This window comes from Brumimicrobium aurantiacum, assembly GCF_003402975.1.
Taxonomy (GTDB): domain Bacteria; phylum Bacteroidota; class Bacteroidia; order Flavobacteriales_D; family Crocinitomicaceae; genus Brumimicrobium; species Brumimicrobium aurantiacum.
In genome coordinates this window covers 16626-40429 of the sequence record NZ_QURB01000006.1, presented here as the reverse complement: position 1 = coordinate 40429, position 23804 = coordinate 16626, and the positions used below count along the sequence as shown (strand labels likewise).

Here is a 23804-nt window from a genome sequence, read left to right as displayed (position 1 = left end):
TTAATTTTGCAAAGAATCTAAAATAAAATTCAATTCGATGAAAGAAACCGCGTTATCAGCAGTACATACAGAGTTAGGAGCAAAGATGGTTCCTTTTGCAGGTTATAATATGCCTGTTTCTTATGCAGGATTAAAACATGAACATGAAGTAGTGAGAACGAAAGTGGGTGTTTTTGATGTTTCTCACATGGGTGAGTTCTTCGTAAAAGGTGAACATGCAGAAGCTTTACTTCAAAAAGTAACAAGCAATGATGTGAGTAAATTGGTTCCTGGAAAGGCACAATATTCTTACCTTCCAAACGATACTGGTGGTGTTGTTGATGATTTAATTATTTACAAAATAGCGGATGACAACTTCCTTTTGGTTGTGAATGCTTCAAATATTGAAAAAGATTGGAACTGGATTTCATCTAAAAACGATGTTGGTGCTGAAATGGTTGACGAATCTGACGATTGGAGTTTGTTGGCTATTCAAGGTCCAAAAGCTTCTGAAGCAATGCAATCATTGACTTCGGTTGATTTAAAAACGATTAAATTCTACACTTTTGAAATCAATGAGTTTGCAGGTGTAAATGATGTTATTATTTCTGCAACGGGTTATACAGGAAGTGGTGGATTTGAGATCTATGTAAAAAACAAGGATGTCAAAAAAGTATGGGAAAAAGTACTAGAAGCTGGAGCTGATTTTGGAATTGAACCTATTGGTTTAGGAGCGCGTGATACTTTGCGTTTAGAAATGGGATTCTGTTTATACGGAAACGACATCGATGAAACAACTTCTCCTTTAGAAGCTGGATTAGGTTGGATTACAAAATTCACCAAAGACTTTACAAATAGTGAAGCTTTAAAGGCAGAAAAAGAAGCTGGAATTAAAAATAAATTGGTTGGATTTGAATTGATTGACAAAGGTATTCCACGTCAAGGTTACCCAATTCAAAATGCAGAAGGTGAAGAAATTGGCCGTGTAACTTCAGGTACAATGTCACCATCTTTAAACAAAGCCATCGGAATGGGATATGTTCCAATTGATGTAGCGAAAGAAACAGGAGAAATTTATATCGGAGTTCGAAAAAAGTCGCTTAAAGCACAAATCGTTAAGCCTCCTTTTTATAAAGGATAGACACTTATTTAAATAAAAATACGAAAGAGGATTTCAGAAATGGAATCCTCTTTTTTGTTACTATTTTATTGAAAATTCTTTGGTGAATGAACCTGCCTCAGTGAATAAATTTACCCTTATCAATGAGCCTGTTGTGGTGACTGAGCTTGTTGTGGTGACTGAGCTTGCCGAAATCACAAAAAAGGTCAAGCTAATGCTCGACCTTCAATTAATGTTATATAATTTGATTTCTTACTGAAAACTTAATTCATTTTTTGAGATTACACAGTCCTCACAGTCCTTCACTTCTCCACCATAAGTCTGACGGTATTTGTGAACTGTTTTATAAGGAATACCTAAAAAATGTTTACGAATACGTGTAACCTGCACACAAATTCGCCCCATATTTCTATGATATCTATTTTCTAATTTACTTTTTCTATTTACGCTTACTAACTTGATAACTCTATATATTGTGATTCAATACAAATATAAGGCATAATAGGGTTAAAACAAAAAATGTATCATTTTTCTCAAAAATTCAATAGTTTTTCACATTTTTTTGGTGAAAAAGTAATGTAAATTTAATTTTCGAGGCTAATTTTTATAAAAATCGTCTTTTTTCTCTAAAAAGAGAGAAGTATAGTAAATAGATCAAAAGTGAATATTGAACTTATATTCCATAAATTTCAGCGTCAACAAAAAAGGTTGAATTTACCTTAATCTTGTGATCAGTTGTGATGGATTGATCTGTGATTGTATTAAATCTCAATTTGTAGGTATCCTCTTTAACGTATTTCTTCAAGTCCTCACCTGAAGTTTCTAAAACAAGAGTACTACTAGAGTTTTCAGGAATATTCTCCTTCCATGCAATCAACGTTTCAGTATGATTATCTGATGAAATATAAATTTTAATCTCATTTAAGAAGTTAAAATCCCCCTCTTCAGGAGTAGTGATTTCCATTGTTAAGGACCTTAATTCAATTGTCTCTATTAGATTTTTTCTGGTATCGTTACTTTCAAATGTTGATTCAGCATCTGTTTCAACCTCGGGTGAAACTATATCGAATGGAACATTGATGACCGCATTGGATTTGATTTCAATGGTTTGCTCATTATTGATTTCAAATTGTGTATACTCATCCACTTTCTTGCAAGAAAATATTGCAAGAATAAAACTCAAACACATCAACGATTTTATACACTTCATTTTAAATGGATTATATATAGCTTAAAAATTAAGGAACATCATTATATTGATTTGATCTCGCCCAGATGACTGAAAGAATTGGTTCATATATCCCAATTCAAACTTTATTTTACTATTAGGCTTATACCCTACTCCAGCATAAAGTCGGTTTCGATCAAAGTAATCTTTTTCTCCGTTTAAAAACAGCTCATTATAAATTGATCCATAGAAGGTTTTCTCCACAATTGAGGTATTGTTAATTGGAATCGTTAAACCTAAAAAGTAACGTAATCTTAATTGTAAATCTTGGTCTTCAAAAAATCGTTCTTCTAATCTAAAACGATGTTGTAGATTCACTCTCCCGATGGCGTGACGATTAATAAATTGCTGATAAATTCTGTGTTCATTAATTTCAACTTTATCCACATGCGCATTACTATAAACCTGTCCATTGATAAAACCATATCCTAATAAAAGATTATTGTTATTTTCAGTGAGATTGTATCCTATTCCTGTTCTCAACAACAATTGTTCAAGATCTCCAATAAAGTTGTAGTTTCTATATTGTACTTCATGATGCCAGTTCCAACCATTTTTAAGATTTTTATTTCCGAAATACATCATCCAATTCCCTAGATCAGAAGATTGGGAAATTCCTGAAAAAGAGATTAAACAAATCAATAATACTGAGGCAACTTTTTTCATCATTTTCACACATTTATAGTCCAATAAATTCACGTTTTTAAACTAGATTTAATTTTTTGCAAAAATAGAAATGTAGTAAGCTTAACCCAATCAAAATGATAATATTCTTCTGATTTTATGGTCAAAATAGTATCTAAAGTACTTTTTAATTACTTATTCGTTCTCGACATTTTAATAGAAATGGATATTGAGTGTCATGATAGGTATAATTCAAACCAAAAAAAGAGACCATTAATAAAAATGATCTCTTTTATAAATTGATAAACTTTTAAAATCCGCTTAACCTAAAGTTAAGTATCAATTGAACCCGTAACACGTTTCATGAACTTATTGGCTGCTTCTTTTTGAGAAATATCTTCTTCTCTCATCATTTTACTGACTTCAATTGCGCCATACATATTAGAGAGTAATTCTCCGATTACATCAAGTTCTTCATCTTTCATTGAAGACAATTCTGTTAGGTTTTCCAATGTTTCGATTGTTTCATTTACGAAATCCTCGTCATTTTCTTCAATAAAATTTGAAATGTGTTTAATTACTGGTAGTCTCATCGATAAAAGATTTTAAAACTTCTGTTTTGTTTGTTTGCGTTTGCTGAACAAGCTCCCCGTTTCTAAAAGCTGCGAAAGTTGGTAAGTTATCCACCTTAGCTAACTTTCTAGATTCTGGGTTTTTTTCAGCATCAATTACAATAAACTTTGCATTTTCATGTTCCTGAGCAAATTTCTTAAACTTAGGCTTCATGATTCGGCAATTACCGCACCATCCGGCAGCGTATTGCACAATTACAGTTTCGTTATTAGAAACCTCATCTTGCAAAGTATCTGTAGTTAACTCTTCAAAAGCCATGATTAATTATTTTTAAGGTATTCTGCTGTCCCTTTTGCATCTGCGCTCATTGCTGAACTTCCTTCTTCCCAGTTGGCAGGACAAACTTCACCATGAGATTGTACGTGTGAATATGCATCGATCAAACGAAGGTACTCGTTTACGTTACGTCCAACAGGCATGTGATTTACACCCTCATGGAATACTGTTCCTTCTTCATCGATAAGGTAAGTCGCACGGTAAGTTACGTTGTCACCTTCTAAAATGAAAGAATCTGTTTCTTCGTTGTATTTTTCTGATTGGATATCCAAAATACCTAACATGTTTGCTAAGTTACGGTTAGAATCCGCCAAAAGTGAGTAAGTAACACCTTCGATTCCTCCGTTGTCTTTTGCAGTGCTTAACCATGCAAAGTGTACTTCAGGAGTATCACAAGAAGCTCCAATAACGATAGTATTCTTGTCTTCAAATTCTTTCAATTTCGATTGAAATGCGTGTAACTCAGTTGGACATACATAAGTAAAATCTTTTGGGTACCAGAACAAACAAACTTTCTTGTTATTTTTCTTTGCTTCTTCAAGTACATTAATTTTAAAAGTATCTCCCATTTCGTTCATTGCATCCACTTGGATATCTGGGAACTTTTTTCCTACTATTGACATATTATTTTGTTTTTATTTAATTACTAATTTGTGCTATGAAGTTAAGAATTTTCATTCTTTTTCCTTCCATTTATTAGAGATTTTTCACTCTTTTAAAACTCTTTTAATCTTTTCATAATTCCATAAATGAATAAGTACTTATATATCAGATTAAAATTATTTTTCATACCAATTTCATCCATGATTATTTTAAAGCTTTATAATTTATGACTAACCTAAGTTTAAATCGTCAGGATTTAATCCCAATGCTTTTGCCACACCAATTCCATATTCAGGATCTGCTTTGTAACAATTTTTAATGTGACGTTCTTGAATAAATTGTTCGGCTCCACCAACCTGTCTTGCAGTGTTTTCAAAAAGCACTTGTTGTTGTTCTGGAGACATTATTCTAAACAAATTACCAGGTTGAGTATAATAGTCATCATCTTCTCTATGGTCATAATGGTATGCATCTCCTTCCAATCCTAAAGCAGGTTCTTTGTGCTCCTTACTTTCCTCCCATTGACCATAACTATTCGGTTCGTAATGTAAGGTTGAACCTTCATTTCCATCTACTCTCATCGCACCATCCCTATGTGGATTATGAAATGGACATTGTGGTTTATTTACAGGAATTTGATAATGGTTTACACCTAATCTATAACGTTGAGCATCTCCATAAGAAAACAATCTTGCCTGTAACATTCTGTCAGGGGAATAACCTATCCCCGGTACTACATTTGCTGGATTAAAAGCAGCTTGTTCAACATCAGCAAAATAATTCTCTGGATTTCTATTTAACTCCATCACTCCTACATCTATTAGTGGATAGTCTTCATGAGGCCAAACTTTAGTTAAGTCAAAAGGATCAAATCTATAGTCTTTTGCTTCAGCCTCAGGCATGATTTGAACTTTCAACTTCCATTTTGGGAAATCTTCTTTTTCAATCGCATCAAACAAATCTCTTTGATGACTTTCACGGTCCTTTCCGACTAATTCTTGAGCCTCTTGGTCTGTTAATGTTTCAATTCCTTGCTCTGTTTTAAAGTGAAATTTCACCCAAAATCTTTCTTGCTCGTCATTTATAAAACTAAAAGTATGGCTTCCATATCCGTTCATATGACGATATGATTTTGGAATCCCTCTTTCACTCATAGTAATCGTTACTTGATGCAAAGCCTCTGGCAACAAAGTCCAGAAATCCCAGTTGTGATTTGCATTTCGAAGATTAGTTTTTGGATCTCTCTTTACTGCTTTGTTTAAGTCTGGAAACTTGTAAGGGTCTTTTAAGAAAAATACTGGCGTATTGTTTCCTGCTAAATCCCAATTCCCTTCTTCAGTATAGAACTTTAAAGCAAATCCACGAATATCTCTTTCAGCATCTGCTGCTCCTCGTTCTCCAGCTACAGTAGAAAAACGTGCAAACAATTCTGTTTTCTTTCCAACTTCAGAAAATATCTTCGCTTTTGTATATTTAGAAATATCATGTGTCACTGTAAAGGTTCCAAAAGCACCAGAACCTTTCGCATGCATTCTTCGTTCAGGAATTACCTCACGATCGAAGTGTGCGAGTTTTTCCAAGAACCAAAAATCCTCTAATAACATTGGACCTCTTCGTCCAGCTGTTTTTACATTTTGATTCTCAGCTATCGGTCTTCCTGATACTGATGTTAATTTTTTCTTTTTGTTTTCCATGATATTAAGTTTTAAATAAGCCGTTTTAATTACATTACAAAGATACTGAATAAGGAGTAATTGTTTTTATCAATTATTATTATATTTACATAAACTTTTTCTATATGATTTCTCCTGTTCAGCTCTCATACATTTTTTCTTTGTTAAAATACAAAAATTTTCAACGTGCAGCAGAAGCTTGTCACGTAACTCAGCCAACACTTTCAATGCAATTGAAAAAAGCAGAAGACATTTTGGGTTATTCTATTATTAATAGAGATACGAATCCAATTTCATTAACAGAAGTCGGTAAAAAGCTTCTACCGTACCTTTCCTCTATACAAACGGCTTATGATGAATTAGAGATTCAGGTACAGAAATTAAAAGGAACATATAAATCAGAAATTCGAATTGGAATTATACCGACCATTTCTAATTACTTAATTCCTGAGTTATATGCAAAGTGGCAAACTCAAATTGGTGATGTACATTTAGATATAAGTGAATTAACCTCAGAAAAATTAATTGATGCTTTAAAAAACAAAACCATTGATTTTGGAATAATGGCAGGGCCTATCCTTGATAAGACAATTGAGCAACAAGTGCTATACAATGAAGAGATTTTAATCTATTCTACTCAAATCAAAGAAAAAGAAATTGACTTAGATGTTTTACAAAACGAACATCCTTGGTTATTAAGTCAAGGAAACTGTTTACGCACACAAATGATCAGTTTTTGTAATCTTGATCAAAATAACAAAACTGAATGGAATTATGAAGGGGGAAATTTACATTTACTTACAAAAATGGTGGAACAAGAAGGTGGCTACACTTTAATTCCTAAATATTATGTTCCGCAGTTGAATATTGAAGAAAAGCATATTAAGAAAATTTCAAACCATACTCCGATTCGACAAATCGTTGGTTTACATTTAAGCCGAAACACTAAAAAAGAGGATATAAAAAAAATCATGTGCATTATCCAACACAATAAAAATGAAGGAATCCCCAATAAAAAAAATATAGAGATTTTGCCTTGGAAGGCATAATTATTAATCATCTATAATTCAAATCGCGAATATAAATTTAGAGTTTTTTATAATTAGGCATATTCGACCAAGTCATTTTTTTATTATTTTAAATGCAAATTCAAAATCACTGTATGGAAATCACAAAATACTACAACATTATAATAGAAAAATTAGTAGACTGGTCAGAAAATTTAGTCGAAATGTTACCAAATTTCATTCTGGCAATTTTAGTTTTGATAGCCTTCGTATTTATTGCTAAAGTAGCAAAAAACTTCTCATTAAAATTAATAGGTAAAGCTATTCACAATAATTCTCTTTCATCGATTATTTCAAAGCTTATTTATATTGCGATTTTAACAATCGGTACATTTGCTGCTCTTAGCCTACTCAATCTCGACAAAACAGTTTCCTCATTATTAGCAGGTGCAGGAATCATTGGTTTAGCTCTTGGTTTTGCTTTTCAGGATATCGCAACAAATTTTATTGCTGGTTTCTTCATGGCGGTTAAAAGGCCATTTAAAATAGGTCAAGTAATTCACTGTGAAGGACATAGTGGTGTTATTAAACATATTGGAATTCGTACAACTGAAATTTCATCCTTTCAAGGACAAGAAATTATAATTCCTAATAAACTATTATTCCAAAATCCATTGGTTAACGATTCTGAAAATATTTACAAAAGAATAGATTTGGATGTTGGAGTTTCCTATGGAGAGGACTTGGAACGAGTAAGAGAAATAACTATCGATGCCGTAAAAAATGTTCCCAACATTAATAAGCAGAAAGATATTGATTTAGTATATCTTGCCTTTGGAGGAAGTTCAATAGATTTTAGAGTTATGATATGGGTTGAGTTTAAAAGTCAACTCGAATTCTTAAAGAGTCAAAGTGAAGCTATCATTTCAATTAAGAAAGCCTTCGACAATAACGACATTATGATTCCTTTCCCTATTCGAACTTTGGACTTTGGAATTAAAGGCGGAGAAAAATTGAATGAAGTTCTTGATCAACAACAAGCTTCTGACCAATCAAGTCAAGGAAAACGAAACAACGAACAAGGCGAGGCTTAATTATTAAGTCCACTGTTCTTCTTAATACAGAAGCGAAAACCAGTGAGTTTTCGCTTCTTTTTTATTTGCTTGAATAAATTATAATGGATAAACCCTAAAAAGTAAGACACAAAAAAAAACGACCCGATAAGATCGAGTCGTTTTTCAAATATCGAAACTTTATTTTAAAGTATTCTTTTTAATGTTGTCGGTTGAATTATTTGATTTTCTTCACCCATCCAAATCGATCTTCGATTTTTCCGTATTTCATACCATCTAATTCTTCAACAACTTTCTTAGAGAAAGTACGCTTTTCTTCACCTGGAAGTTCGTATTTCTTTCCTTTATAACCAATCATTTTAACTGGTGCGATCGTTGCTGCAGTTCCTGCTCCAAATGCTTCTGTTAATGATCCATCTTCGATAGACTCGATAATTTCTTTAACAGAGATTTTACGCTCTTCAACAGTCATTCCCCAATCTTGAGCAACTTCAATTACACTTCTCTTTGTAATTCCTGCTAAAATAGTATCAGATTCTTTTGGTGTAACCAATTTACCATCGATTACAAACAAAATATTCATTGTACCTGCTTCTTCAACGTACTCGTGCGTTTGAGCATCTGTCCAAATCAATTGGTGGAATCCTTCATCTTGTGCTAGTTTTGCTGGGTACAAAGATGCTGCGTAGTTACCTGCTGCTTTTGCTGCTCCAACTCCTCCGTATGCTGCACGTGTATAATTTTCTTCAATTTTCAAGTTAATTGCTTCTGTATAGTAAGAACCTACAGGGCAAGTAAAAATCATGAAACGGTATGTATCTGAAGGTTTAATTCCAGTATATCCGTCAGTAGCAAACATAAATGGACGAATGTACATTGAGTTTGTATCCTTTTTAGGCACCCACTCGTCATCAAATTTTAACAACTCTTCCAAACAGTAGATAAACAAATCTTCTGGAATATCTGCCATACACATTCTGTGAGCAGATTTTCTAAAACGTTGTGCATTTTTCTCTGGACGAAAAACAACTGGTTCACCATCCACAGTTCTGTAGGCTTTCATTCCTTCGAAGATAGATTGTCCGTAGTGAATTGCAGAAGTTGCTGGATGCAATGATAAATTTTCGAAAGGAACGATTTCTGGTTCCTGCCATTTTCCATCTTTGTAGTCCATAATTAACATGTGGTCAGAAAATAACTTTCCGAAAGGGATATTGTCCCAATCCACTTGGTCAATTTTACTATTTTTTGTTCTTGTTTTTTTGATTGTATATTGTGATGTTTCCATATTATTTTTGATATGCTGCGAATATACTCAATTTTCAATAGACAAACCACTTGAGCTTTAAAAATGACTGAAATTTAACTACATTTGTTTACTAAACTTTTATACCATTGACTGCAGTCGAAATATTAAAAAAATATTGGGGCTTTGATAGCTTTAGGAAACAACAAGAGGAAATCGTCCAAAGTGCAATTAACGGTCACGATACTTTTGCCCTCCTACCTACTGGAGGTGGAAAGTCGATATGCTTTCAAGTTCCAGGAATTGCCAGAGAAGGAATTTGTTTGGTTATTTCTCCATTGATTGCCCTTATGCAAGACCAAGTTAAAAACTTAAGGTCAAGAGGACTCAAAGCTGCTGCAATAACTTCGGGAATGTCAAGAAGGGAAATCGACATCATTCTCGACAATGCAAAATTTGGTGGATTAGATTTTCTTTATGTATCTCCCGAACGATTAAAAACCGATATTTTCATTGCGAGATTCAAACAAATGAAGATTTCATTAATTGCTATTGATGAAGCACATTGTATTTCACAATGGGGACACGATTTTCGACCTCCATATTTGGAAATATACAAGTTACGTGAAATTCATTCAGATGTTCCAATCATTGCCGTAACTGCCACTGCAACCAAAGAAGTCCGACAAGATATTATCGAACATCTTGAAATGAAAAATCCTAATTATTTTGAAGGGGATTTTACCAGAGATAATATCTCATACGAGGTTTATGCCGTTGAAAACAAACGGAATGCAATCCTCAAAGCTTGTAAGCGTTTTTCTGGAAACACAGGAATTGTATACTGCCAGACACGACGAGAAACAAAAGAGATAGCGCGACTTTTAATTGCCCATAATTTTTCTGCAGGAGTCTATCATGGAGGAATGAATGGAGAAGAAAGAGATAAAAAATTGAATGCTTGGTTAAACAACGAAATTAGAATTGTTGTTGCTACAAATGCTTTCGGGATGGGAATAGACAAACCAGATGTACGCTTTGTGTTACATTATGAAATTCCTAATAATTTAGAAGCCTACTTCCAAGAAGCTGGACGTTCTGGGAGAGATGGAAAAGCCTCTCGTAACATGGCCTTTTATACGCAAGTTGACCTCGTTAAAATGCGTCAGCGAATTGAGAAACAATTCCCTCCTATTGATTTTATCAAAACCGTTTATCGTGCGCTATGTAATCACTTTGGGATTGCCATTGGTTCAGGTGCAAATGAAAGCTATGGTTTGTCCATAAGAGATTTGGTAAAAAAGTATGATTTTGATCCAGTTCAAACATACAATGCCTTAAAAATACTCGAATTAAATGGTTCAATTTTATTTAACGAGGCCGTCTTCCATCCAACTAAATTGAAGTTTATTGTAAGTAATAAAACACTCTACAACTTTCAATTAAAAAACAAAGATTATGATCCTATAATTTCTTATTTATCAAGAAGTCATCCTGGAATTTTTGAAAACTATTTCCAAGTAGATGAAGCACGTTTGTCTACGAAATTAAAAAAGTCAAGATCGCTCATTCATAAACAATTGCAGTATATCGAAAAACAAGGTTTGGCTGATATTTCTTGGCAAAGTGAACTTCCACAAGTTACATTATTGCATGAACGTTTACCAGACGATTACATGCAAATCGACAAAAAAGTTTATCAAATAAGAAAGGACGTTGCGAATAAAAAACTTGAAAGTTTAATAGGATTTATTCAACAACCGATTTGTCGCTCAATTTTATTACTCAAGTACTTTGGACAAGAAGGTAAAGCATGTGGAAAATGTGATGTTTGTTTAGCAGAAGAACGCTCTAATTATAGTGGTGAAGAACTACAAGAAATTATTCAACAATTATTGAGGACTAAAAGCTATTCAATGGAGGAGTTAATTTTTGAATTGAAAGGTGTTGAAAAACACTATCTGAATGGAATTCTTAATTGGATGATGGATGAAAATCTAGTCCATTACGAAGCTGGTGTTTTCAGCCAAGTGGATTAAATCATCTAAAACATTCCAATTCTATAAGGACCTTGATTGAAAAACATTTTTTCAAAGTAATGTTTAAATCTTATTCCTTCAAAATAGAAAGAAAGGATCTGTTGAAAATCTAAACCATTATTGGCCATTCCCATTGCTCCTTCTTGGCAAAAACCGACACCATGCCCGTAGCCTCTTCCTTTTAATAAAACATATTGTCCTTCAGGTTCACAAGAAAAGTAGGTTGAACGCAATTTAAAATGATAACGAATATCACGTAAGGGGATTCCTAAATGGGGACTAATGAAAAATGCTTTTCTATCTTCTTGTTTAAAGTTGTAAATTAACGATCGGTAAACGCTATCTTCAATTGGATAGAAATAATTATTCACTAAAAATCTTCGCCATTCAACTTTAGAAATCCGTTTTTCCCAAGTAGCTTGTCTTGTATAAATACAAAAAGTATCTTTAAAGGGTTGTAAATATGGGATTTCTTCTTTCCAAACATAATCAGAACTACTGGTTTGCCCACCACAATTGGCATGAAAAAAACCTTCGACATACTCATTTGTGGTTGAATCAACGATGTACAATCCATCCGTGGCATCTACTGCTTTGCGTATATTATCTGTATAAATTAATTTATTGTGATAGGCCTGACAATGTACTCGATCGCACAAATTGAAACCTTCCTTTTCATGTCTCTGCATGTATTTTAAGGCATAGGTTCGTGAAATTACAGCTTGTGCTTTATAATATTCGATATGCTTTCCTCCTCCCCCTTCAGATTCCACAACACCTCCCAAATAGTTTTTAAAGGAAACATCATTAACAATCGTTAATCCTTTACGGTTAGAGAAAACGATAAAACCATCATTGTACTTACGTTCTTTAAGCAAGGGTTGTCGAGGTCTCAAACGCAAAACATTGTTTGGAGAAGTTGGTTTTAAGGTCACTTCTTTGAAAAAGCCCAAAATACGAACACCTTTTTTCAATTCTACTTTGCTTCCTTTTCTTGTTATTGATACAAATTCATTGGGTAATAATGCACCAAATTGAGTAGAATCTCCATAAATCAAGTAACTACCTTCATTATAAGAAAAGTCAATCCTTTGTATGGTATGGTCACGGTAAACACCAATTTTCATATCATTTCCGAATACAGAATATGACCATGAAAAAATAAATAAAAGAAGGAAAATCCACTTCATCTTGTAAAATTAGAATAGATTCTTTTCCCTTTTACAAATCAGTGATATAATTATTAATTATTGATTGTTAATTTTAAATACTTCGTATATTCAGTTGAGCCTAAACATCTAATCATGAAAGAGGATATCATGGAAGATAAGAGTTTTACTTTCCATAATGGTAACGACAAGCTGCAATCCATAATTGCTTATTTTCATATTTATAAACCAATCTATGTTCTGATGTTATTCGTCTTGACCAACATCCTTGCAAATCTCCTTTCAGCGCTTCGGGTTTTCCAATACCTTCAAAAGGAGTTCGCATACAACTTTTTAAGAGTTGATTAATTCGTTTTAAAATCTTCTTATCAACTTTTTGCCAATACAAATAATCTTCCCAAGAAGAAGTAGACCAAATTAATTTCATCTATTCAATTAAGTCTTTTTCAATTCCATTTCCTGTTTCAAGTTCTTTGATAGATTTTAATAAAACATCTCTATTCTTTCCTGTTAACAAATAGGCCGTTTCCTTTAAAGAATTGTACTCGTCCAATGAAATTAAAACAAGATCTTTACCACTTTTACGTCTGATAATAACATCACTTACATCATTAACTACTTTATCGAACCAATGCTTTAGATTTGAACGAAATTCTGTATAATTTACCGTTTCCATATCGTAAAGATAATCAAAAAAGTACTTAATAAAGTACTTAAAGATACAATATGTATAAAACCTTCAACCTACGCGAGATTATTTTCGTGATTATCTGAAACCAATTTAATACAAAGTTGAATAGACAGTGAGCAATTTCGATTTATCAACTATTAATTATTTCAAGCGCTGCTGTTTCACTAGCTCCGCCCTTCCCTAAAATCGAAATCAATTCAGCGTAGTCTTTTTCCATTTGGGCTTGCTTGGCTCCTCCAGGAAGGATCAACTTTAATTCTTTTTCAATTAGTTTCGCATTGCATTCGTGCTGAATCAATTCTTTTACCGCTTCTTTTTGAAGAATCAGATTGACCAAACTAATATAATCTACTTTGATCAATCGTTTGGCGATGTGATAAGATATAGAAGAGCCTTTATAACAAACTACTTCTGGTACTTCGAACAATGCTGTTTCTAAAGTTGCCGTTCCTGAGGTTACCAAAGCCGCTGTAGAAATAGAAAGTAAATCATATGTTTCACCATGAATTAAACGAACGTTCTTCGAGTGTTTTAAAAATGGCTCATAAAAAGAATCGGGTAAAGCGGGAGCTCCTGCAATCACAAATTGATAATCATCGAAGCTTGACAAACTATCCAACATTATTGGCAGTTTTGTATTGATCTCCTGCTTTCTACTACCAGGCAAAAGTGCAATTACTGGGCGTTCATCTAAATTGTGTTTTTGATATAAATCGACTTTATCTGTTTTCGCTCTAAACTGTTCAATCGCATCTAATAAGGGATGACCAACATAGGTAACCTCCATATCAAATTTGGCATAAAACTCCTTTTCAAATGGAAGAATCACCAACATTTTATCTACCACCTTTTTAATGGTATGTACACGGTTTTGTTTCCACGCCCATATTTGAGGTGAAATGTAGTAAATCACTTTAATTCCTTGCGATTTTGCCCATTTGGCAATACGTAAATTAAACCCCGGATAATCAACCAAAATTAATGCATCAGGCTTGTAATCAAGAATATCTTTCTTACAGAACTTAATGTTTGACAAAATAGTACCAAGATTGGCAACAACCTCAACAAAACCCATAAAAGCAAGTTCTGAAATATGCTTTACTGGTTTCCCGTAAACATTCGCCATATTGTCGCCTCCCCAATAACGAAAGTCAACGTTTTGATCCTCCTTCAAAATTCCGCGCATCAAATTTGCGGCGTGAAGATCTCCAGATGCTTCTCCTGTTATGATGTAATACTTTTTCACAATAAAATTAATGATGCTACAACTACACTTAAAATGATGGTTACTCCAACTAAACCTGTTGTAAATTTATCCCATCTCCAACGGAAGTTTGTGAGGTAAAACAGCAATAAATTTGGAATCACTGAAAAAACCAATAAATCATTTCGATTATTGGGACTTGCTGCTAAAAAGTGATACAATTCATCAAATGAACGTGCACCATGTTTCCATTGCCAAAAAATAACAAATCCGAATACTGGCAAGACCAAACCAAATACAATCCCCATTGGACGGCTATCAAGTTTCTTTCCTAAATTATCAATTACTCCCATATCAATTTCACTAATTTTTTCTTAAAATTCCCATTCGTTGATTTCACTTATCGCATGGTAAGCGGTCATATCAAATTGTGTTGGTACAATGCTAACATAGCCATTATCAAGTGCCCAAATATCAGTATCTTCATTCCAATCATCTCGATTAAATTCTCCTTTCAACCAATAATAAGGTTTCCCGAAATTATCATAACGTTTATCAAAACTATCTTTCCAATAAGCTTTCGCTTGACGACACACGCGAATTCCTTTGATTTCTTCTTCTTTTAATTGTGGAATATTGACATTCAAACACGTTTTCTTTGGAAACTCTCCATTTAAAGCACGTTTTACCACTTCTTGAACAGCCCACTTTGAACCTGAAAAATCAGCATCTTTATCAAAATCTAAAAGTGAAAAACCAATTGATGGAATATCTTCCATTGCGCCTTCTACAGCTGCTGACATTGTTCCAGAATATAGTACATTAGAAGCACTATTTTCTCCGTGATTAATTCCTGAAACCAATAAATCTGGTTTTCCTTTGATGACTTCTGCTATGGCCAACTTCACACAATCCACTGGTGTACCTGAACACGTATATGCATCATACTGATCATAAAGCGGTGACGGATTCAATCGCAAAACATCGTTTACGGTAATCGCATGTCCCATTCCCGATTGTGGTTTATCTGGCGCAACGATAACAACATCTCCAAAAGGCTCAACTGCTTCAATTAAACTTCTGATTCCTTTGGCTTGAATTCCATCGTCATTAGTGACTAAAATTAATGGGCGTTTTTCAGACATTTCTCATCATTTTGATTGAATGCGAAAATAATCATATCTTTTGTGTTTATCCTTATTGCACAGTAGAAATTGAAATTCTTGGGAAAAAACCAGTAAATGAACTAAGCAATTAATATAACAAATGCATATCGGGAACTTTACAAGTGTTTTATGGTTGTTATCATAATTAGAATAAGATTTCTCCGATAAAGTTGTTCGAAATGGCCTCGATAAAAGTGAAATCAATGAAAAAAGGAGAAGAACACCAAACGAATTTATAAAAGTTAATTTCACCTAAAAACACTCAAAAAGTCAGTGTGACCAACAGTTTTATACTTTGTTCTTGCCATTTTGACAGTTTAACTCTACTGGCATAAAGATTGACCATAGGAAAACGTCAACAAAAAAATTAAAAACAATGAAAAAAGGACATATTAATGTAGAGACGGAAAACATATTTCCGATCATCAAAAAGTTTTTGTATTCAGATCATGAGATTTTCCTTCGTGAGTTGGTATCTAACGCGGTTGATGCTTCTCAAAAATTGAAAGTATTATCAAAAAATGGTGAATACAACAAAGAAGTTGGAGATTTAAAAGTTGAAGTTTTATTAGATAAAGAAGCAAAAACACTTACCATTCGTGACAACGGTATTGGTATGACAGCTGAAGAAATCGACAAATATATTAATCAAATTGCATTTTCTGGAGCTGAAGAATTCGTTCAAAAATACAAGGATTCAGACAACAAAGAATCAATTATCGGTCACTTTGGTTTAGGTTTCTACTCAGCATTTATGGTTGCTGAAAAAGTTGAAATCAAAACTTTAGGTCGTTATGACGATGCTAAACCTGTAAGATGGGAAAGTAATGGTACAACTGAATATACAATAGAAGAAACGGAAAAAGAAAGCCGTGGAACTGACATCATTTTACATATCAATGAAGAATCTGCTGAGTTCTTAGAAGAAGCACGTATCAGTGGAATTTTGAATAAATACTGTAAATTCTTACCGATTCCTGTAATTTTTGGAACAAGAACAGAAAAAATCGACGATCCTTCAGGAGAAAAAGACGATGATGGAAACGTTAAGAAAATTGACAATGTAGTTCCAGATCAAATCAATAATCCTTCTCCAGCATGGACGAAAATGCCGGCGGATTTAAATCAAGAAGATTATACAAACTTCTACAGAGAGCTTTACCCAATGTCAATGGAAGATCCATTGTTCCACATTCACTTAAATGTTGATTATCCATTTAACTTGACTGGAATTTTGTATTTCCCAAGAATTAAGGAAAATGTAGAGATCCAGAAAAACAAAATTCAATTATACTCAAACCAAGTATTTATTACTGACAACGTTGAGGAAATTGTACCTGAATTCCTTACACTTCTGCACGGAGTTATCGATTCTCCAGATATTCCATTGAACGTTTCTCGTTCTTACTTACAAAGTGATAGCAACGTAAAGAAAATTAGTTCACACATCACTAAAAAAGTTGCGGATAAATTGAAGCAAATGTTCAATAAGGACCGTAAAGATTTTGAAGAGAAATGGCCAGATTTACGTATCTTCTCTGAATACGGAATGTTGTCTGACGATAAATTCGCTGACAAATCGAAAGCTTTCCACTTAATTGAATCTACAGATGGTAAGTTTTACACTGCTGAAGAATTCAAAGAAGAAGTTAAAGCAACGCAAACAGACAAAGACGGAAAAACAGTTTTCTTATACACAAACAGTAAAGAAGAGCAGTTTAACTTTGTAAAAGCTGCAAACGACAGAGGATATAAAGTTCTTGAATTACAAGGTCCTCTTGCTTCACACTGGATTCAAAAAATGGAAACAACTTTAGAAAACGTTTCTTTTGCTCGAGTTGATGCTGACACTTTAGATAAATTGATTCAAAAAGACGAAGAGATTCCATCTAAATTAAGCGAAAAAGAACAAGAAGAATTGAAGCCTGTTTTTGAAGGAACAGTAAACAAAGATATGTTTAAGATTCAATTCGAAAGTATGTCTGAAAGTGAAGCACCAATCGTTGTAACGCAGCCAGAGTTTATTCGTAGAATGAAAGAGCAACAAGCTGTAGGAGGTGCTGGATTTATGGGAGCCTTCCCAGAAACATACAACATGATTGTGAACAGTAATCATCCAAAAATTTCTAGTATTCTAGAAGCTTCAGGTGACGAAAGATCACAAAAAGCAAAACAATTAACTGATTTAGCAATGCTTGCACAAGGGATGTTAAAAGGTGAAGAATTGACCAACTTTGTGAATAGAAGTATTGAATTAGTATAAAAAAATCACAGAGGAGCAGGTTTAAAGCCTGCTCCTTTTATTTATTGTTATGACAGGATATTTTAAGTGGATTGGAGCAGGATTAGCGTTTTATTTAACTGATTTTAGTTTATTTGCTGCGTTTTTCGGATTTTTAATTGGTTCTTTTATTGATAATTTCTCTAGAGCAGCAGAATTTGTCAATGAAGCACAAGGTGGACAAGGAAGACAGCAGAATTTCCGTTCTTCACAAGATATCTTCGATTTTTATCAACGTCAAACCCAACGTTATGATTTCCCTACGATGCTATTGGCCTTATCTGCAGCAGTAATGAAAGCTGATGGTAAAGCGATGAAATCAGAATTGGAATATGTAAAAGCTTTTTTACAACAACAATTTGGAAATCAATTCACAAAAAATCACCTTAAAACCCTAAAGACCTTTCTTGATCAACCACAAGACATTCCATTGCAAGAAATCTGTAATGATGTACGTACACGCACACGTCCAGAAGTTCGGGTTCAACTTTTGCATTACATGTTTGGAATTGCGAAAGCTGATGGTTCTGTTTCTCCAGAAGAAATGCAAATTCTTCAGCGTATTGCAACAATGATGGGGGTTCCAAATATGGACTTTACAAGTGTTCAAAACATGTTCCATAGAGACACGGAAAGTGATTACAAGGTTTTAGGAACAACTAAAGACGCTACAGATGCGGAGGTTAAAAAAGCATACCGAAAAATGGCTGTACGTTACCATCCAGACAAAGTTGCTCAAATGGGTGAAGAGTATCAAAAAGGAGCCAAAGAAAAATTCCAACGTATTCAAGAAGCCTATGAAAATATCAAAAAGGAACGTGGAATGGCATAAATTACTGATTTAGACATCTATATATTTATTTAATAGTAACTTTTATTTGTTACTTTAGCACTGAATCAACTCAGTAATGAACTCAAATCTAATATTAATATTCTTCCTTTTCCCTGTTTTAACAGGCTGTGTAAACGTGCATCATGAAGATCATATTTTTGAATCTAAAAGTAGTACAACTATAATTCAACCAACCTCTAATTCGTCTAATGAATTCGAAATAAACTGCGATACAATATACAGGAATAAATTTCTGAAGATAAAGCTTTCTCCTTTAAACAAAGGAAACAATCATGAACTGAATTACACTTTTATATTTCAATTATTAAAAGAGCAAAACAAACAAAAAGTTGAAATATACCGGGACACTATTGTAAGTCTAGTCCAAAAAGTTGAATTTATAGATTTCAACAACGATAACATTAAGGATATTCTTATTCAAAACTCTTCAGATGTTAGAAGTAATTGGACTTACAACTTATATCTCGTTGATAAAACCAAAACTAAAGTTCAAAAGATTAGAGGTTTTGAAAAAATAAAAAATCCAAACTACCTTCCAAAATATGACCTTATTGATAATAAGGTTATGTCGGGACGAAATTGGACTAGTTTTTATAAAATTCAAGGAGATTCCATTATTGATTATCAAATTATTGTCTATGAGGAGGGAAATAAGAATGAAGAAAGTACATATGGAAGCGAATATAAAAAAGCAATAAAGAGAATAATTGGAGATTAGAAATAGATTTACCAACTTAATTTTACTTTACTCTTTAATTCTTACCTAATTATTTTAACTTGGTAAACAATCGAAACCAATTAATTAAATAACTACTAAAAATGAGAAAGACAATCATTTCTATCATACTTCTTATTGTTGGAATCGGTTTGTTAGCTTTTAACAGAAGGTACCTTTTTGTTTTTGAGAGTGATGCTTTAATAATGTACATTCAGCTTTTATTGTTGGCGGTATTACTCTTTTCTATCCTTCTTAGCTTCATTCCAAGACTAAGAAAACCTTTATTTTTAAAAACCTTGTTCATTTTTGCTCTTGCTTTAATTTTCTCTGAGTTAATCTTAGCCTACAGATCAGTAGCAGTATATAATAGAATTCGCTTTACAAACAACTATCACCAAAATAATTGTGACCAATTATTGGAACGTTTTGAATATGACAAAACGCAAAATAAATTCGCTTACTTTTCTTGCGGAATCGCTATTGATTCAGAAGAGATTAAACAAGAGTTTAAGGAAAAATATAATGTAGAGGTTGTCGCCATCGGATTAGGCTGTACAGTAGATTGCTCAGAACATTGTTATAACTTGGCATTAATGGAATACCTTAACCCTATAGATTCAAGTAATTAACTTCATTTATTGAATAAAGCAATTCTCATTACATTTTACATCATTAAATAACATGCTCAAAACAAACGGTTAAAAACCTATTCCCTTATCACTGGGCTTGTTCTTATCTCATTTTTCATACTTATACTCTTTTCCGTTTTAGGGTCGATACTAAGGTATTAAGCAGAACCATGTTTTGTTATCCTTAATCAATTAAAAAAAAACAACAATTTTTAATTAACATTCGTTAGCAATATGGAACCGAAGGTTTTCTAAAAAATGAATGTCTAAACAAGTAGATAACAAATAAATTATAACAACATGAAAAAAGCATTTATAATTAGCCTTGGATTATCATTAGGTATTGTTTCAGCTTACGGTCAGGAAAGAACTCCTCCAACAAGTGCAGAATTAATTGAAAAATGGATACTGACAAAGATGGAAAACTAAGTGAATCAGAAGTAAAAGGTCCACTTGCGAAAGAGTTTGCAACAATAGACACAGATGAAAATGGATTTTTAACCCTTGAAGAGCTTGATGCTTTCACTCCTACTAGAATCTAGAAAAGAAAGAAAGAGATAAGCGTAACATAAGTAAAGTATAAAACTGGAACAGAATCTATCGAGAAGCAATTCTTGATGGATTTTTTTGTTTTAAAAGGAAGTTAAGCTTTAACCTGATAATATATCCATCATAAAAAGCAAGAATTAATTCTTGGTATAACTTTTGATAATTTTAAATAAATTGTTTTGTATATTTTTACATTCAAATTAAAGTATTAACCAAGTTGTTATGATTAAATCAAGTATTCGTCAATTGATGGCGCCAATTATTATACTGTGTATCTTCAGTTTACACGCAAAAAAAGCAAATGGACAAGCTATTTTTGTTAATCCATTTAACGTAAGTTATTTTCAACCAACATTTGGAATTAATATGGGAACAATCTTTAATCATGAAGATTTTCTACTTGATTTTGGACTTGGATTAGAAGAGTTGGGATATGATTTCAGTGCAACTTTCAATGGAAGTTTTAGACCATATTACAAAACTGTAAGATTCGAAGAAGGTGATGGTATCATTTTTCAAGCACAAGAAAGAGTATTACAGTTTTCAATTGACCTAGAAAAAAGATTCTACTTTACTCAGTTTCTAAATGATACGAAATTAGGTGTTTATGGAGGTTTAAAACTTGGATACTTTTATGGAAAGTATAAAGGATTTAAAGAAGAACGTAATAATTTATATACCATTACACCTGGTGCTGGATTGTCGTGGCAGTTTTCTAAGATATCAAGATTAAACTTAGGTTACCTCAATCTCCACCAAAATCCTTATTCTAACCCACATACAATAAATATCAAATTCAGTATGTTCATCAATAACAACTAGAAAAAATGAAAAAGCGATTTATAATTTTACCAGTACTCTTAGGATCTATTTTTCTTATTAACGCTTGTAGCAAAGGAAAAGAGGATATTTGCGATTATAATCAAATATGTTATACAGAGGAACCTGATGAGCTATATGTCAAACTTGAATTATCTACAAGTCCAAATAATGCTGCCGACGTCACCTTTTATAGAGGCTACTATGAAGAGGGCAATATAATCGATGAATTCTCAACAATTGAAGGTGCAATTTACTATTTAATGCCAGTAGATCAAAGGTACACCGCGACAGCAAAATACGAAGATAATGGAGAAGAAATCACAGTAATTGACAGTGAAAAATTAAGCGCGATTTCTTATAAAAATTGTGAGGAAACGTGTTACGATTGGGAAGACGAAATCGTATTAGACCTTAAACTAGTTGAGTAAAATTTAACCATTATTAGATAACTAAAAAGCTCCTTTACATTTAGCAAAGGAGCTTTTTTTATAATTAAAATTTTCGTCCGATATTTTTATTTATCAACCATTACAATTAAATCTTCTTCGGAAGGTTCTATTAGATTATAAACCATTTCAACAAATTCCTCAACGCCATATTTTCCAAGAAAAGGAACCATAGTTTCATACCTTTCTTGCAAGCCATTATTTGGAAATAAACGCTTATAAATTCCATCAATTTGCTTCATCGCATCATCACTTTTCTTCTTTTGATGACGAATTAGCTTTTGTTGTAATTGATCAATCTGCTTTTGAATTTTTGTGGCTTCACTTTTCGAATATCCTTCCAGACCTTTGTCTAAATCGGTAACTGTTTTAATTAATTCTGTAACCAAGGCTTCAGATTTCTCTTGCAATGTGGTGAAATCCAATTCTACTTCTGCATTATCTAGTACATACTGCTTTTTCACCGCATGAATGGATTCAAAAACATCTAAGTAATTCAATCCTAACTTATCAAACTTTTTGGTTGTACTTTTATCAAACCATTGAACAGAATTACGTACTTTTAATAAAGGAAATGGAATTTTCACCTCTTCAAACATTGCCTTAAATTGCAACCAATAGGACATCTCTCCTCCTCCACCAATGTAACATAGATTTGGCAAAATGAATTCTTGATATAAAGGTCGCAAAATTACATTTGGAGAAAAACACTCAGGATTTTGTTCCAAGTCTTTCAGTAAATCTACTTTTGACACTGTTTCTTCTCCAATCTGGAAAGTCTCATTTTCCAATGGAATTATACGCTCTCTAAATTGATCTTTGATGTAAAACAAGTTAATAGGTCTGGCCATTGCTTGACCGTGAAAACCAATATTTTCAAGTTTATTTGTGGTTTTTAGAACTTCTCGTTCAGAAAAATGTGTTTCAATCTCTTTTTTAACAATTGGACTAAATGTTGATTTTAACTTGGTGTTATCGGCATCAAGAACGATTAAACCATAATCACCAAAAAGAGACATCATCAATTCAATAGTCGCTTCTGCTAGATTACCTTTTTTATAAAATTGATCTAAGAACTTAGCATATTCTGGGTTATTATCAAATTTATCTAGTATTTCAGATTTAAAAGTATCTATATCATCCAAAGAAAATCTTCCAACAGGACCTTTTTGATCAGTATTCCAAGTCATTTTATCATGAAATAAATGAAGGTGATTAATTTCCTCAAAATCATGATCTTCAGTAGCCAACCAAAATACAGGTACAAAGTTATTTGTAGGATAAGCTTCTTTTAATTCCTCAGCCATTTTAATGGCATCCATAATTTTATAAATCACATACAATGGTCCTCCATAAAGGTTTAATTGATGTCCCGCTGTTACCGTAAAGGTATTCTCCTCAGCAAGTAAATCAATATTACTTTTCACTTTAGAATAGTCTTTATAATCCGCTAATTGTTGATTGACCACTTCTGATAAAGCCTGACGCTGAGCTCTAGTGAAATCTTGTTTTTTGGTTTGAATGATTTCCCCAAAATTTTCAATACTAAACGGTGCTTGCACAAATTCTTTTAAATCCTTCTGTTGATCATTAATTTGATTTGCTAATTCACTAAAAAATGAGGTTTTTCTACGGTTAATCTTTAGTTTCTCCATATTTACTTAATCGTCTAACTTTGTATAATGACAAAGATAAAAGGATATTGTTTTAAATTTCAATGAAATATTGATATGGAAAAAATGGTATTCAAAATGTGAACTATTCACCACCCAACT

Annotated in this window: 27 protein-coding genes; 12 read left to right on the top strand and 15 right to left on the bottom strand. The window is 32.9% G+C overall.

From position 1 onward, the window contains the following. Window positions 1-37: 37 nt before the first annotated feature. Window positions 38-1120: a glycine cleavage system aminomethyltransferase GcvT gene (gene gcvT, locus DXU93_RS10075; RefSeq protein WP_116881165.1), complete on the top strand. Its 1083-nt coding sequence runs from the start codon at window positions 38-40 to the stop codon at window positions 1118-1120. Between the two features lie 231 nt (window positions 1121-1351). Here the strand turns inward: gcvT and DXU93_RS10070 are convergent, their stop codons facing one another. The 7 genes from DXU93_RS10070 to DXU93_RS10040 form a co-directional block, all read right to left on the bottom strand. Next, window positions 1352-1504 carry a hypothetical protein gene (locus tag DXU93_RS10070; RefSeq protein ID WP_317126919.1) on the bottom strand — a complete coding sequence of 51 codons (153 nt, stop codon included), beginning with the start codon at window positions 1502-1504 and terminating at the stop codon, window positions 1352-1354. A gap of 268 nt (window positions 1505-1772) precedes the next feature. Continuing rightward, complete coding sequence (locus DXU93_RS10065) at window positions 1773-2309, bottom strand: hypothetical protein (RefSeq protein ID WP_123776108.1); 537 nt, start codon at window positions 2307-2309, stop codon at window positions 1773-1775. Window positions 2310-2330: 21 nt separating this feature from the next. Continuing rightward, a complete protein-coding gene (locus DXU93_RS10060; protein ID WP_205679255.1) occupies window positions 2331-2996 on the bottom strand; it encodes a DUF2490 domain-containing protein in 666 nt (221 codons plus the stop codon). A 287-nt stretch (window positions 2997-3283) separates the two neighbouring features. After that, entirely contained in the window at window positions 3284-3544 is a 261-nt protein-coding gene (locus DXU93_RS10055) for a DUF6952 family protein (protein WP_116881162.1), read from the bottom strand. Continuing rightward, window positions 3525-3842, bottom strand: a complete 318-nt coding sequence (locus DXU93_RS10050) for a thioredoxin family protein (RefSeq protein ID WP_116881161.1) — start codon at window positions 3840-3842, stop codon at window positions 3525-3527. The genes DXU93_RS10055 and DXU93_RS10050 overlap by 20 nt, the downstream gene beginning before the upstream one ends. A 2-nt stretch (window positions 3843-3844) precedes the next feature. Then, window positions 3845-4483, bottom strand: a complete 639-nt coding sequence (locus DXU93_RS10045; protein WP_116881160.1) for a peroxiredoxin — start codon at window positions 4481-4483, stop codon at window positions 3845-3847. 210 nt (window positions 4484-4693) lie between these two features. Further along, window positions 4694-6157, bottom strand: a complete 1464-nt coding sequence (locus DXU93_RS10040; protein WP_116881159.1) for a catalase — start codon at window positions 6155-6157, stop codon at window positions 4694-4696. A gap of 104 nt (window positions 6158-6261) precedes the next feature. On the opposite strand from DXU93_RS10040, the gene DXU93_RS10035 reads away from it, so the two are divergent. Together DXU93_RS10035 and DXU93_RS10030 are read left to right on the top strand one after the other, a co-directional pair. Beyond that, window positions 6262-7185, top strand: coding sequence for a LysR family transcriptional regulator (locus DXU93_RS10035; RefSeq protein ID WP_116881158.1), 924 nt, complete (start codon window positions 6262-6264; stop codon window positions 7183-7185). Between the two features lie 113 nt (window positions 7186-7298). Then, the gene (locus DXU93_RS10030; protein WP_116881157.1) at window positions 7299-8237 is read left to right on the top strand and encodes a mechanosensitive ion channel family protein; all 939 of its coding nucleotides are present in this window, start codon (window positions 7299-7301) and stop codon (window positions 8235-8237) included. 196 nt (window positions 8238-8433) lie between these two features. Here DXU93_RS10030 and DXU93_RS10025 read toward each other — a convergent pair whose 3' ends face one another. Then, entirely contained in the window at window positions 8434-9504 is a 1071-nt protein-coding gene (locus DXU93_RS10025) for a branched-chain amino acid aminotransferase (RefSeq protein WP_116881156.1), read from the bottom strand. Window positions 9505-9611: 107 nt separating this feature from the next. Here DXU93_RS10025 and DXU93_RS10020 point away from each other — a divergent pair, with 107 nt between their 5' ends. Next, complete coding sequence (locus DXU93_RS10020) at window positions 9612-11501, top strand: RecQ family ATP-dependent DNA helicase (RefSeq protein WP_116881155.1); 1890 nt, start codon at window positions 9612-9614, stop codon at window positions 11499-11501. Window positions 11502-11506: 5 nt separating this feature from the next. Here DXU93_RS10020 and DXU93_RS10015 read toward each other — a convergent pair whose 3' ends face one another. The 6 genes from DXU93_RS10015 to surE form a co-directional block, all read right to left on the bottom strand. Further along, window positions 11507-12691 carry a SpoIID/LytB domain-containing protein gene (locus tag DXU93_RS10015; RefSeq protein ID WP_116881154.1) on the bottom strand — a complete coding sequence of 395 codons (1185 nt, stop codon included), beginning with the start codon at window positions 12689-12691 and terminating at the stop codon, window positions 11507-11509. 145 nt (window positions 12692-12836) lie between these two features. Then, window positions 12837-13097 carry a Txe/YoeB family addiction module toxin gene (locus DXU93_RS10010; RefSeq protein WP_116881153.1) on the bottom strand — a complete coding sequence of 87 codons (261 nt, stop codon included), beginning with the start codon at window positions 13095-13097 and terminating at the stop codon, window positions 12837-12839. Beyond that, the gene (locus DXU93_RS10005; protein ID WP_116881152.1) at window positions 13098-13346 is read right to left on the bottom strand and encodes a type II toxin-antitoxin system Phd/YefM family antitoxin; all 249 of its coding nucleotides are present in this window, start codon (window positions 13344-13346) and stop codon (window positions 13098-13100) included. Between the two features lie 145 nt (window positions 13347-13491). Continuing rightward, the gene (gene lpxB / locus DXU93_RS10000; RefSeq protein WP_116881151.1) at window positions 13492-14607 is read right to left on the bottom strand and encodes a lipid-A-disaccharide synthase; all 1116 of its coding nucleotides are present in this window, start codon (window positions 14605-14607) and stop codon (window positions 13492-13494) included. After that, window positions 14604-14918 (bottom strand): hypothetical protein, encoded by a 315-nt coding sequence (locus DXU93_RS09995; protein ID WP_116881150.1) that lies wholly within the window; start codon window positions 14916-14918, stop codon window positions 14604-14606. Before DXU93_RS09995 ends, lpxB begins: the two co-directional genes overlap by 4 nt. A gap of 21 nt (window positions 14919-14939) precedes the next feature. Continuing rightward, window positions 14940-15710, bottom strand: coding sequence for a 5'/3'-nucleotidase SurE (gene surE / locus DXU93_RS09990; RefSeq protein WP_116881149.1), 771 nt, complete (start codon window positions 15708-15710; stop codon window positions 14940-14942). 397 nt (window positions 15711-16107) lie between these two features. Here surE and htpG point away from each other — a divergent pair, with 397 nt between their 5' ends. From htpG to DXU93_RS09955, 8 genes are all read left to right on the top strand, one after another. Further along, a complete protein-coding gene (gene htpG / locus DXU93_RS09985) occupies window positions 16108-17994 on the top strand; it encodes a molecular chaperone HtpG (RefSeq protein ID WP_116881148.1) in 1887 nt (628 codons plus the stop codon). 49 nt (window positions 17995-18043) lie between these two features. Then, a complete protein-coding gene (locus tag DXU93_RS09980; RefSeq protein ID WP_116881147.1) occupies window positions 18044-18844 on the top strand; it encodes a TerB family tellurite resistance protein in 801 nt (266 codons plus the stop codon). Between the two features lie 76 nt (window positions 18845-18920). After that, window positions 18921-19583: an XAC2610-related protein gene (locus DXU93_RS09975; RefSeq protein WP_116881146.1), complete on the top strand. Its 663-nt coding sequence runs from the start codon at window positions 18921-18923 to the stop codon at window positions 19581-19583. A gap of 101 nt (window positions 19584-19684) precedes the next feature. Then, a complete protein-coding gene (locus DXU93_RS09970; protein WP_116881145.1) occupies window positions 19685-20212 on the top strand; it encodes a hypothetical protein in 528 nt (175 codons plus the stop codon). A 300-nt stretch (window positions 20213-20512) separates the two neighbouring features. Continuing rightward, window positions 20513-20641 (top strand): hypothetical protein, encoded by a 129-nt coding sequence (locus tag DXU93_RS15275; RefSeq protein WP_262510726.1) that lies wholly within the window; start codon window positions 20513-20515, stop codon window positions 20639-20641. After that, window positions 20614-20754 (top strand): EF-hand domain-containing protein, encoded by a 141-nt coding sequence (locus DXU93_RS09965; RefSeq protein WP_116881144.1) that lies wholly within the window; start codon window positions 20614-20616, stop codon window positions 20752-20754. The genes DXU93_RS15275 and DXU93_RS09965 overlap by 28 nt, the downstream gene beginning before the upstream one ends. 229 nt (window positions 20755-20983) lie before the next feature. Beyond that, window positions 20984-21583, top strand: a complete 600-nt coding sequence (locus DXU93_RS09960; protein WP_116881143.1) for a hypothetical protein — start codon at window positions 20984-20986, stop codon at window positions 21581-21583. A 5-nt stretch (window positions 21584-21588) separates the two neighbouring features. Continuing rightward, the gene (locus tag DXU93_RS09955; RefSeq protein ID WP_116881142.1) at window positions 21589-22011 is read left to right on the top strand and encodes a hypothetical protein; all 423 of its coding nucleotides are present in this window, start codon (window positions 21589-21591) and stop codon (window positions 22009-22011) included. Between the two features lie 86 nt (window positions 22012-22097). Here DXU93_RS09955 and bshC read toward each other — a convergent pair whose 3' ends face one another. Beyond that, window positions 22098-23684 carry a bacillithiol biosynthesis cysteine-adding enzyme BshC gene (gene bshC, locus DXU93_RS09950; RefSeq protein ID WP_116881141.1) on the bottom strand — a complete coding sequence of 529 codons (1587 nt, stop codon included), beginning with the start codon at window positions 23682-23684 and terminating at the stop codon, window positions 22098-22100. Window positions 23685-23804 lie beyond the last annotated feature (120 nt).

Excerpts from the sequence above, each read along its gene's own strand:
- DXU93_RS09970 (WP_116881145.1), top strand. The coding sequence starts at position 19,685 with ATGAGAAAGACAATCATTTCTATCATACTTCTTATTGTTGGAATCGGT.
- DXU93_RS10005 (WP_116881152.1), bottom strand. The coding sequence starts at position 13,346 with ATGGAAACGGTAAATTATACAGAATTTCGTTCAAATCTAAAGCATTGG.
- surE (WP_116881149.1), bottom strand. The coding sequence starts at position 15,710 with ATGTCTGAAAAACGCCCATTAATTTTAGTCACTAATGACGATGGAATT.
- DXU93_RS10010 (WP_116881153.1), bottom strand. The coding sequence starts at position 13,097 with ATGAAATTAATTTGGTCTACTTCTTCTTGGGAAGATTATTTGTATTGG.
- gcvT (WP_116881165.1), top strand. The coding sequence starts at position 38 with ATGAAAGAAACCGCGTTATCAGCAGTACATACAGAGTTAGGAGCAAAG.
- DXU93_RS10025 (WP_116881156.1), bottom strand. The coding sequence starts at position 9,504 with ATGGAAACATCACAATATACAATCAAAAAAACAAGAACAAAAAATAGT.
- DXU93_RS10060 (WP_205679255.1), bottom strand. The coding sequence starts at position 2,996 with ATGATGAAAAAAGTTGCCTCAGTATTATTGATTTGTTTAATCTCTTTT.
- DXU93_RS10055 (WP_116881162.1), bottom strand. The coding sequence starts at position 3,544 with ATGAGACTACCAGTAATTAAACACATTTCAAATTTTATTGAAGAAAAT.
- DXU93_RS10035 (WP_116881158.1), top strand. The coding sequence starts at position 6,262 with ATGATTTCTCCTGTTCAGCTCTCATACATTTTTTCTTTGTTAAAATAC.
- DXU93_RS10070 (WP_317126919.1), bottom strand. The coding sequence starts at position 1,504 with ATGGGGCGAATTTGTGTGCAGGTTACACGTATTCGTAAACATTTTTTA.
- DXU93_RS09955 (WP_116881142.1), top strand. The coding sequence starts at position 21,589 with ATGAAAAAGCGATTTATAATTTTACCAGTACTCTTAGGATCTATTTTT.
- DXU93_RS10050 (WP_116881161.1), bottom strand. The coding sequence starts at position 3,842 with ATGGCTTTTGAAGAGTTAACTACAGATACTTTGCAAGATGAGGTTTCT.
- DXU93_RS10045 (WP_116881160.1), bottom strand. The coding sequence starts at position 4,483 with ATGTCAATAGTAGGAAAAAAGTTCCCAGATATCCAAGTGGATGCAATG.
- htpG (WP_116881148.1), top strand. The coding sequence starts at position 16,108 with ATGAAAAAAGGACATATTAATGTAGAGACGGAAAACATATTTCCGATC.
- bshC (WP_116881141.1), bottom strand. The coding sequence starts at position 23,684 with ATGGAGAAACTAAAGATTAACCGTAGAAAAACCTCATTTTTTAGTGAA.
- DXU93_RS10015 (WP_116881154.1), bottom strand. The coding sequence starts at position 12,691 with ATGAAGTGGATTTTCCTTCTTTTATTTATTTTTTCATGGTCATATTCT.
- DXU93_RS09980 (WP_116881147.1), top strand. The coding sequence starts at position 18,044 with ATGACAGGATATTTTAAGTGGATTGGAGCAGGATTAGCGTTTTATTTA.
- DXU93_RS09975 (WP_116881146.1), top strand. The coding sequence starts at position 18,921 with ATGAACTCAAATCTAATATTAATATTCTTCCTTTTCCCTGTTTTAACA.
- DXU93_RS09960 (WP_116881143.1), top strand. The coding sequence starts at position 20,984 with ATGATTAAATCAAGTATTCGTCAATTGATGGCGCCAATTATTATACTG.
- DXU93_RS10030 (WP_116881157.1), top strand. The coding sequence starts at position 7,299 with ATGGAAATCACAAAATACTACAACATTATAATAGAAAAATTAGTAGAC.
- DXU93_RS10065 (WP_123776108.1), bottom strand. The coding sequence starts at position 2,309 with ATGAAGTGTATAAAATCGTTGATGTGTTTGAGTTTTATTCTTGCAATA.
- DXU93_RS09995 (WP_116881150.1), bottom strand. The coding sequence starts at position 14,918 with ATGGGAGTAATTGATAATTTAGGAAAGAAACTTGATAGCCGTCCAATG.
- DXU93_RS09965 (WP_116881144.1), top strand. The coding sequence starts at position 20,614 with ATGGATACTGACAAAGATGGAAAACTAAGTGAATCAGAAGTAAAAGGT.
- DXU93_RS10040 (WP_116881159.1), bottom strand. The coding sequence starts at position 6,157 with ATGGAAAACAAAAAGAAAAAATTAACATCAGTATCAGGAAGACCGATA.
- DXU93_RS15275 (WP_262510726.1), top strand. The coding sequence starts at position 20,513 with ATGAAAAAAGCATTTATAATTAGCCTTGGATTATCATTAGGTATTGTT.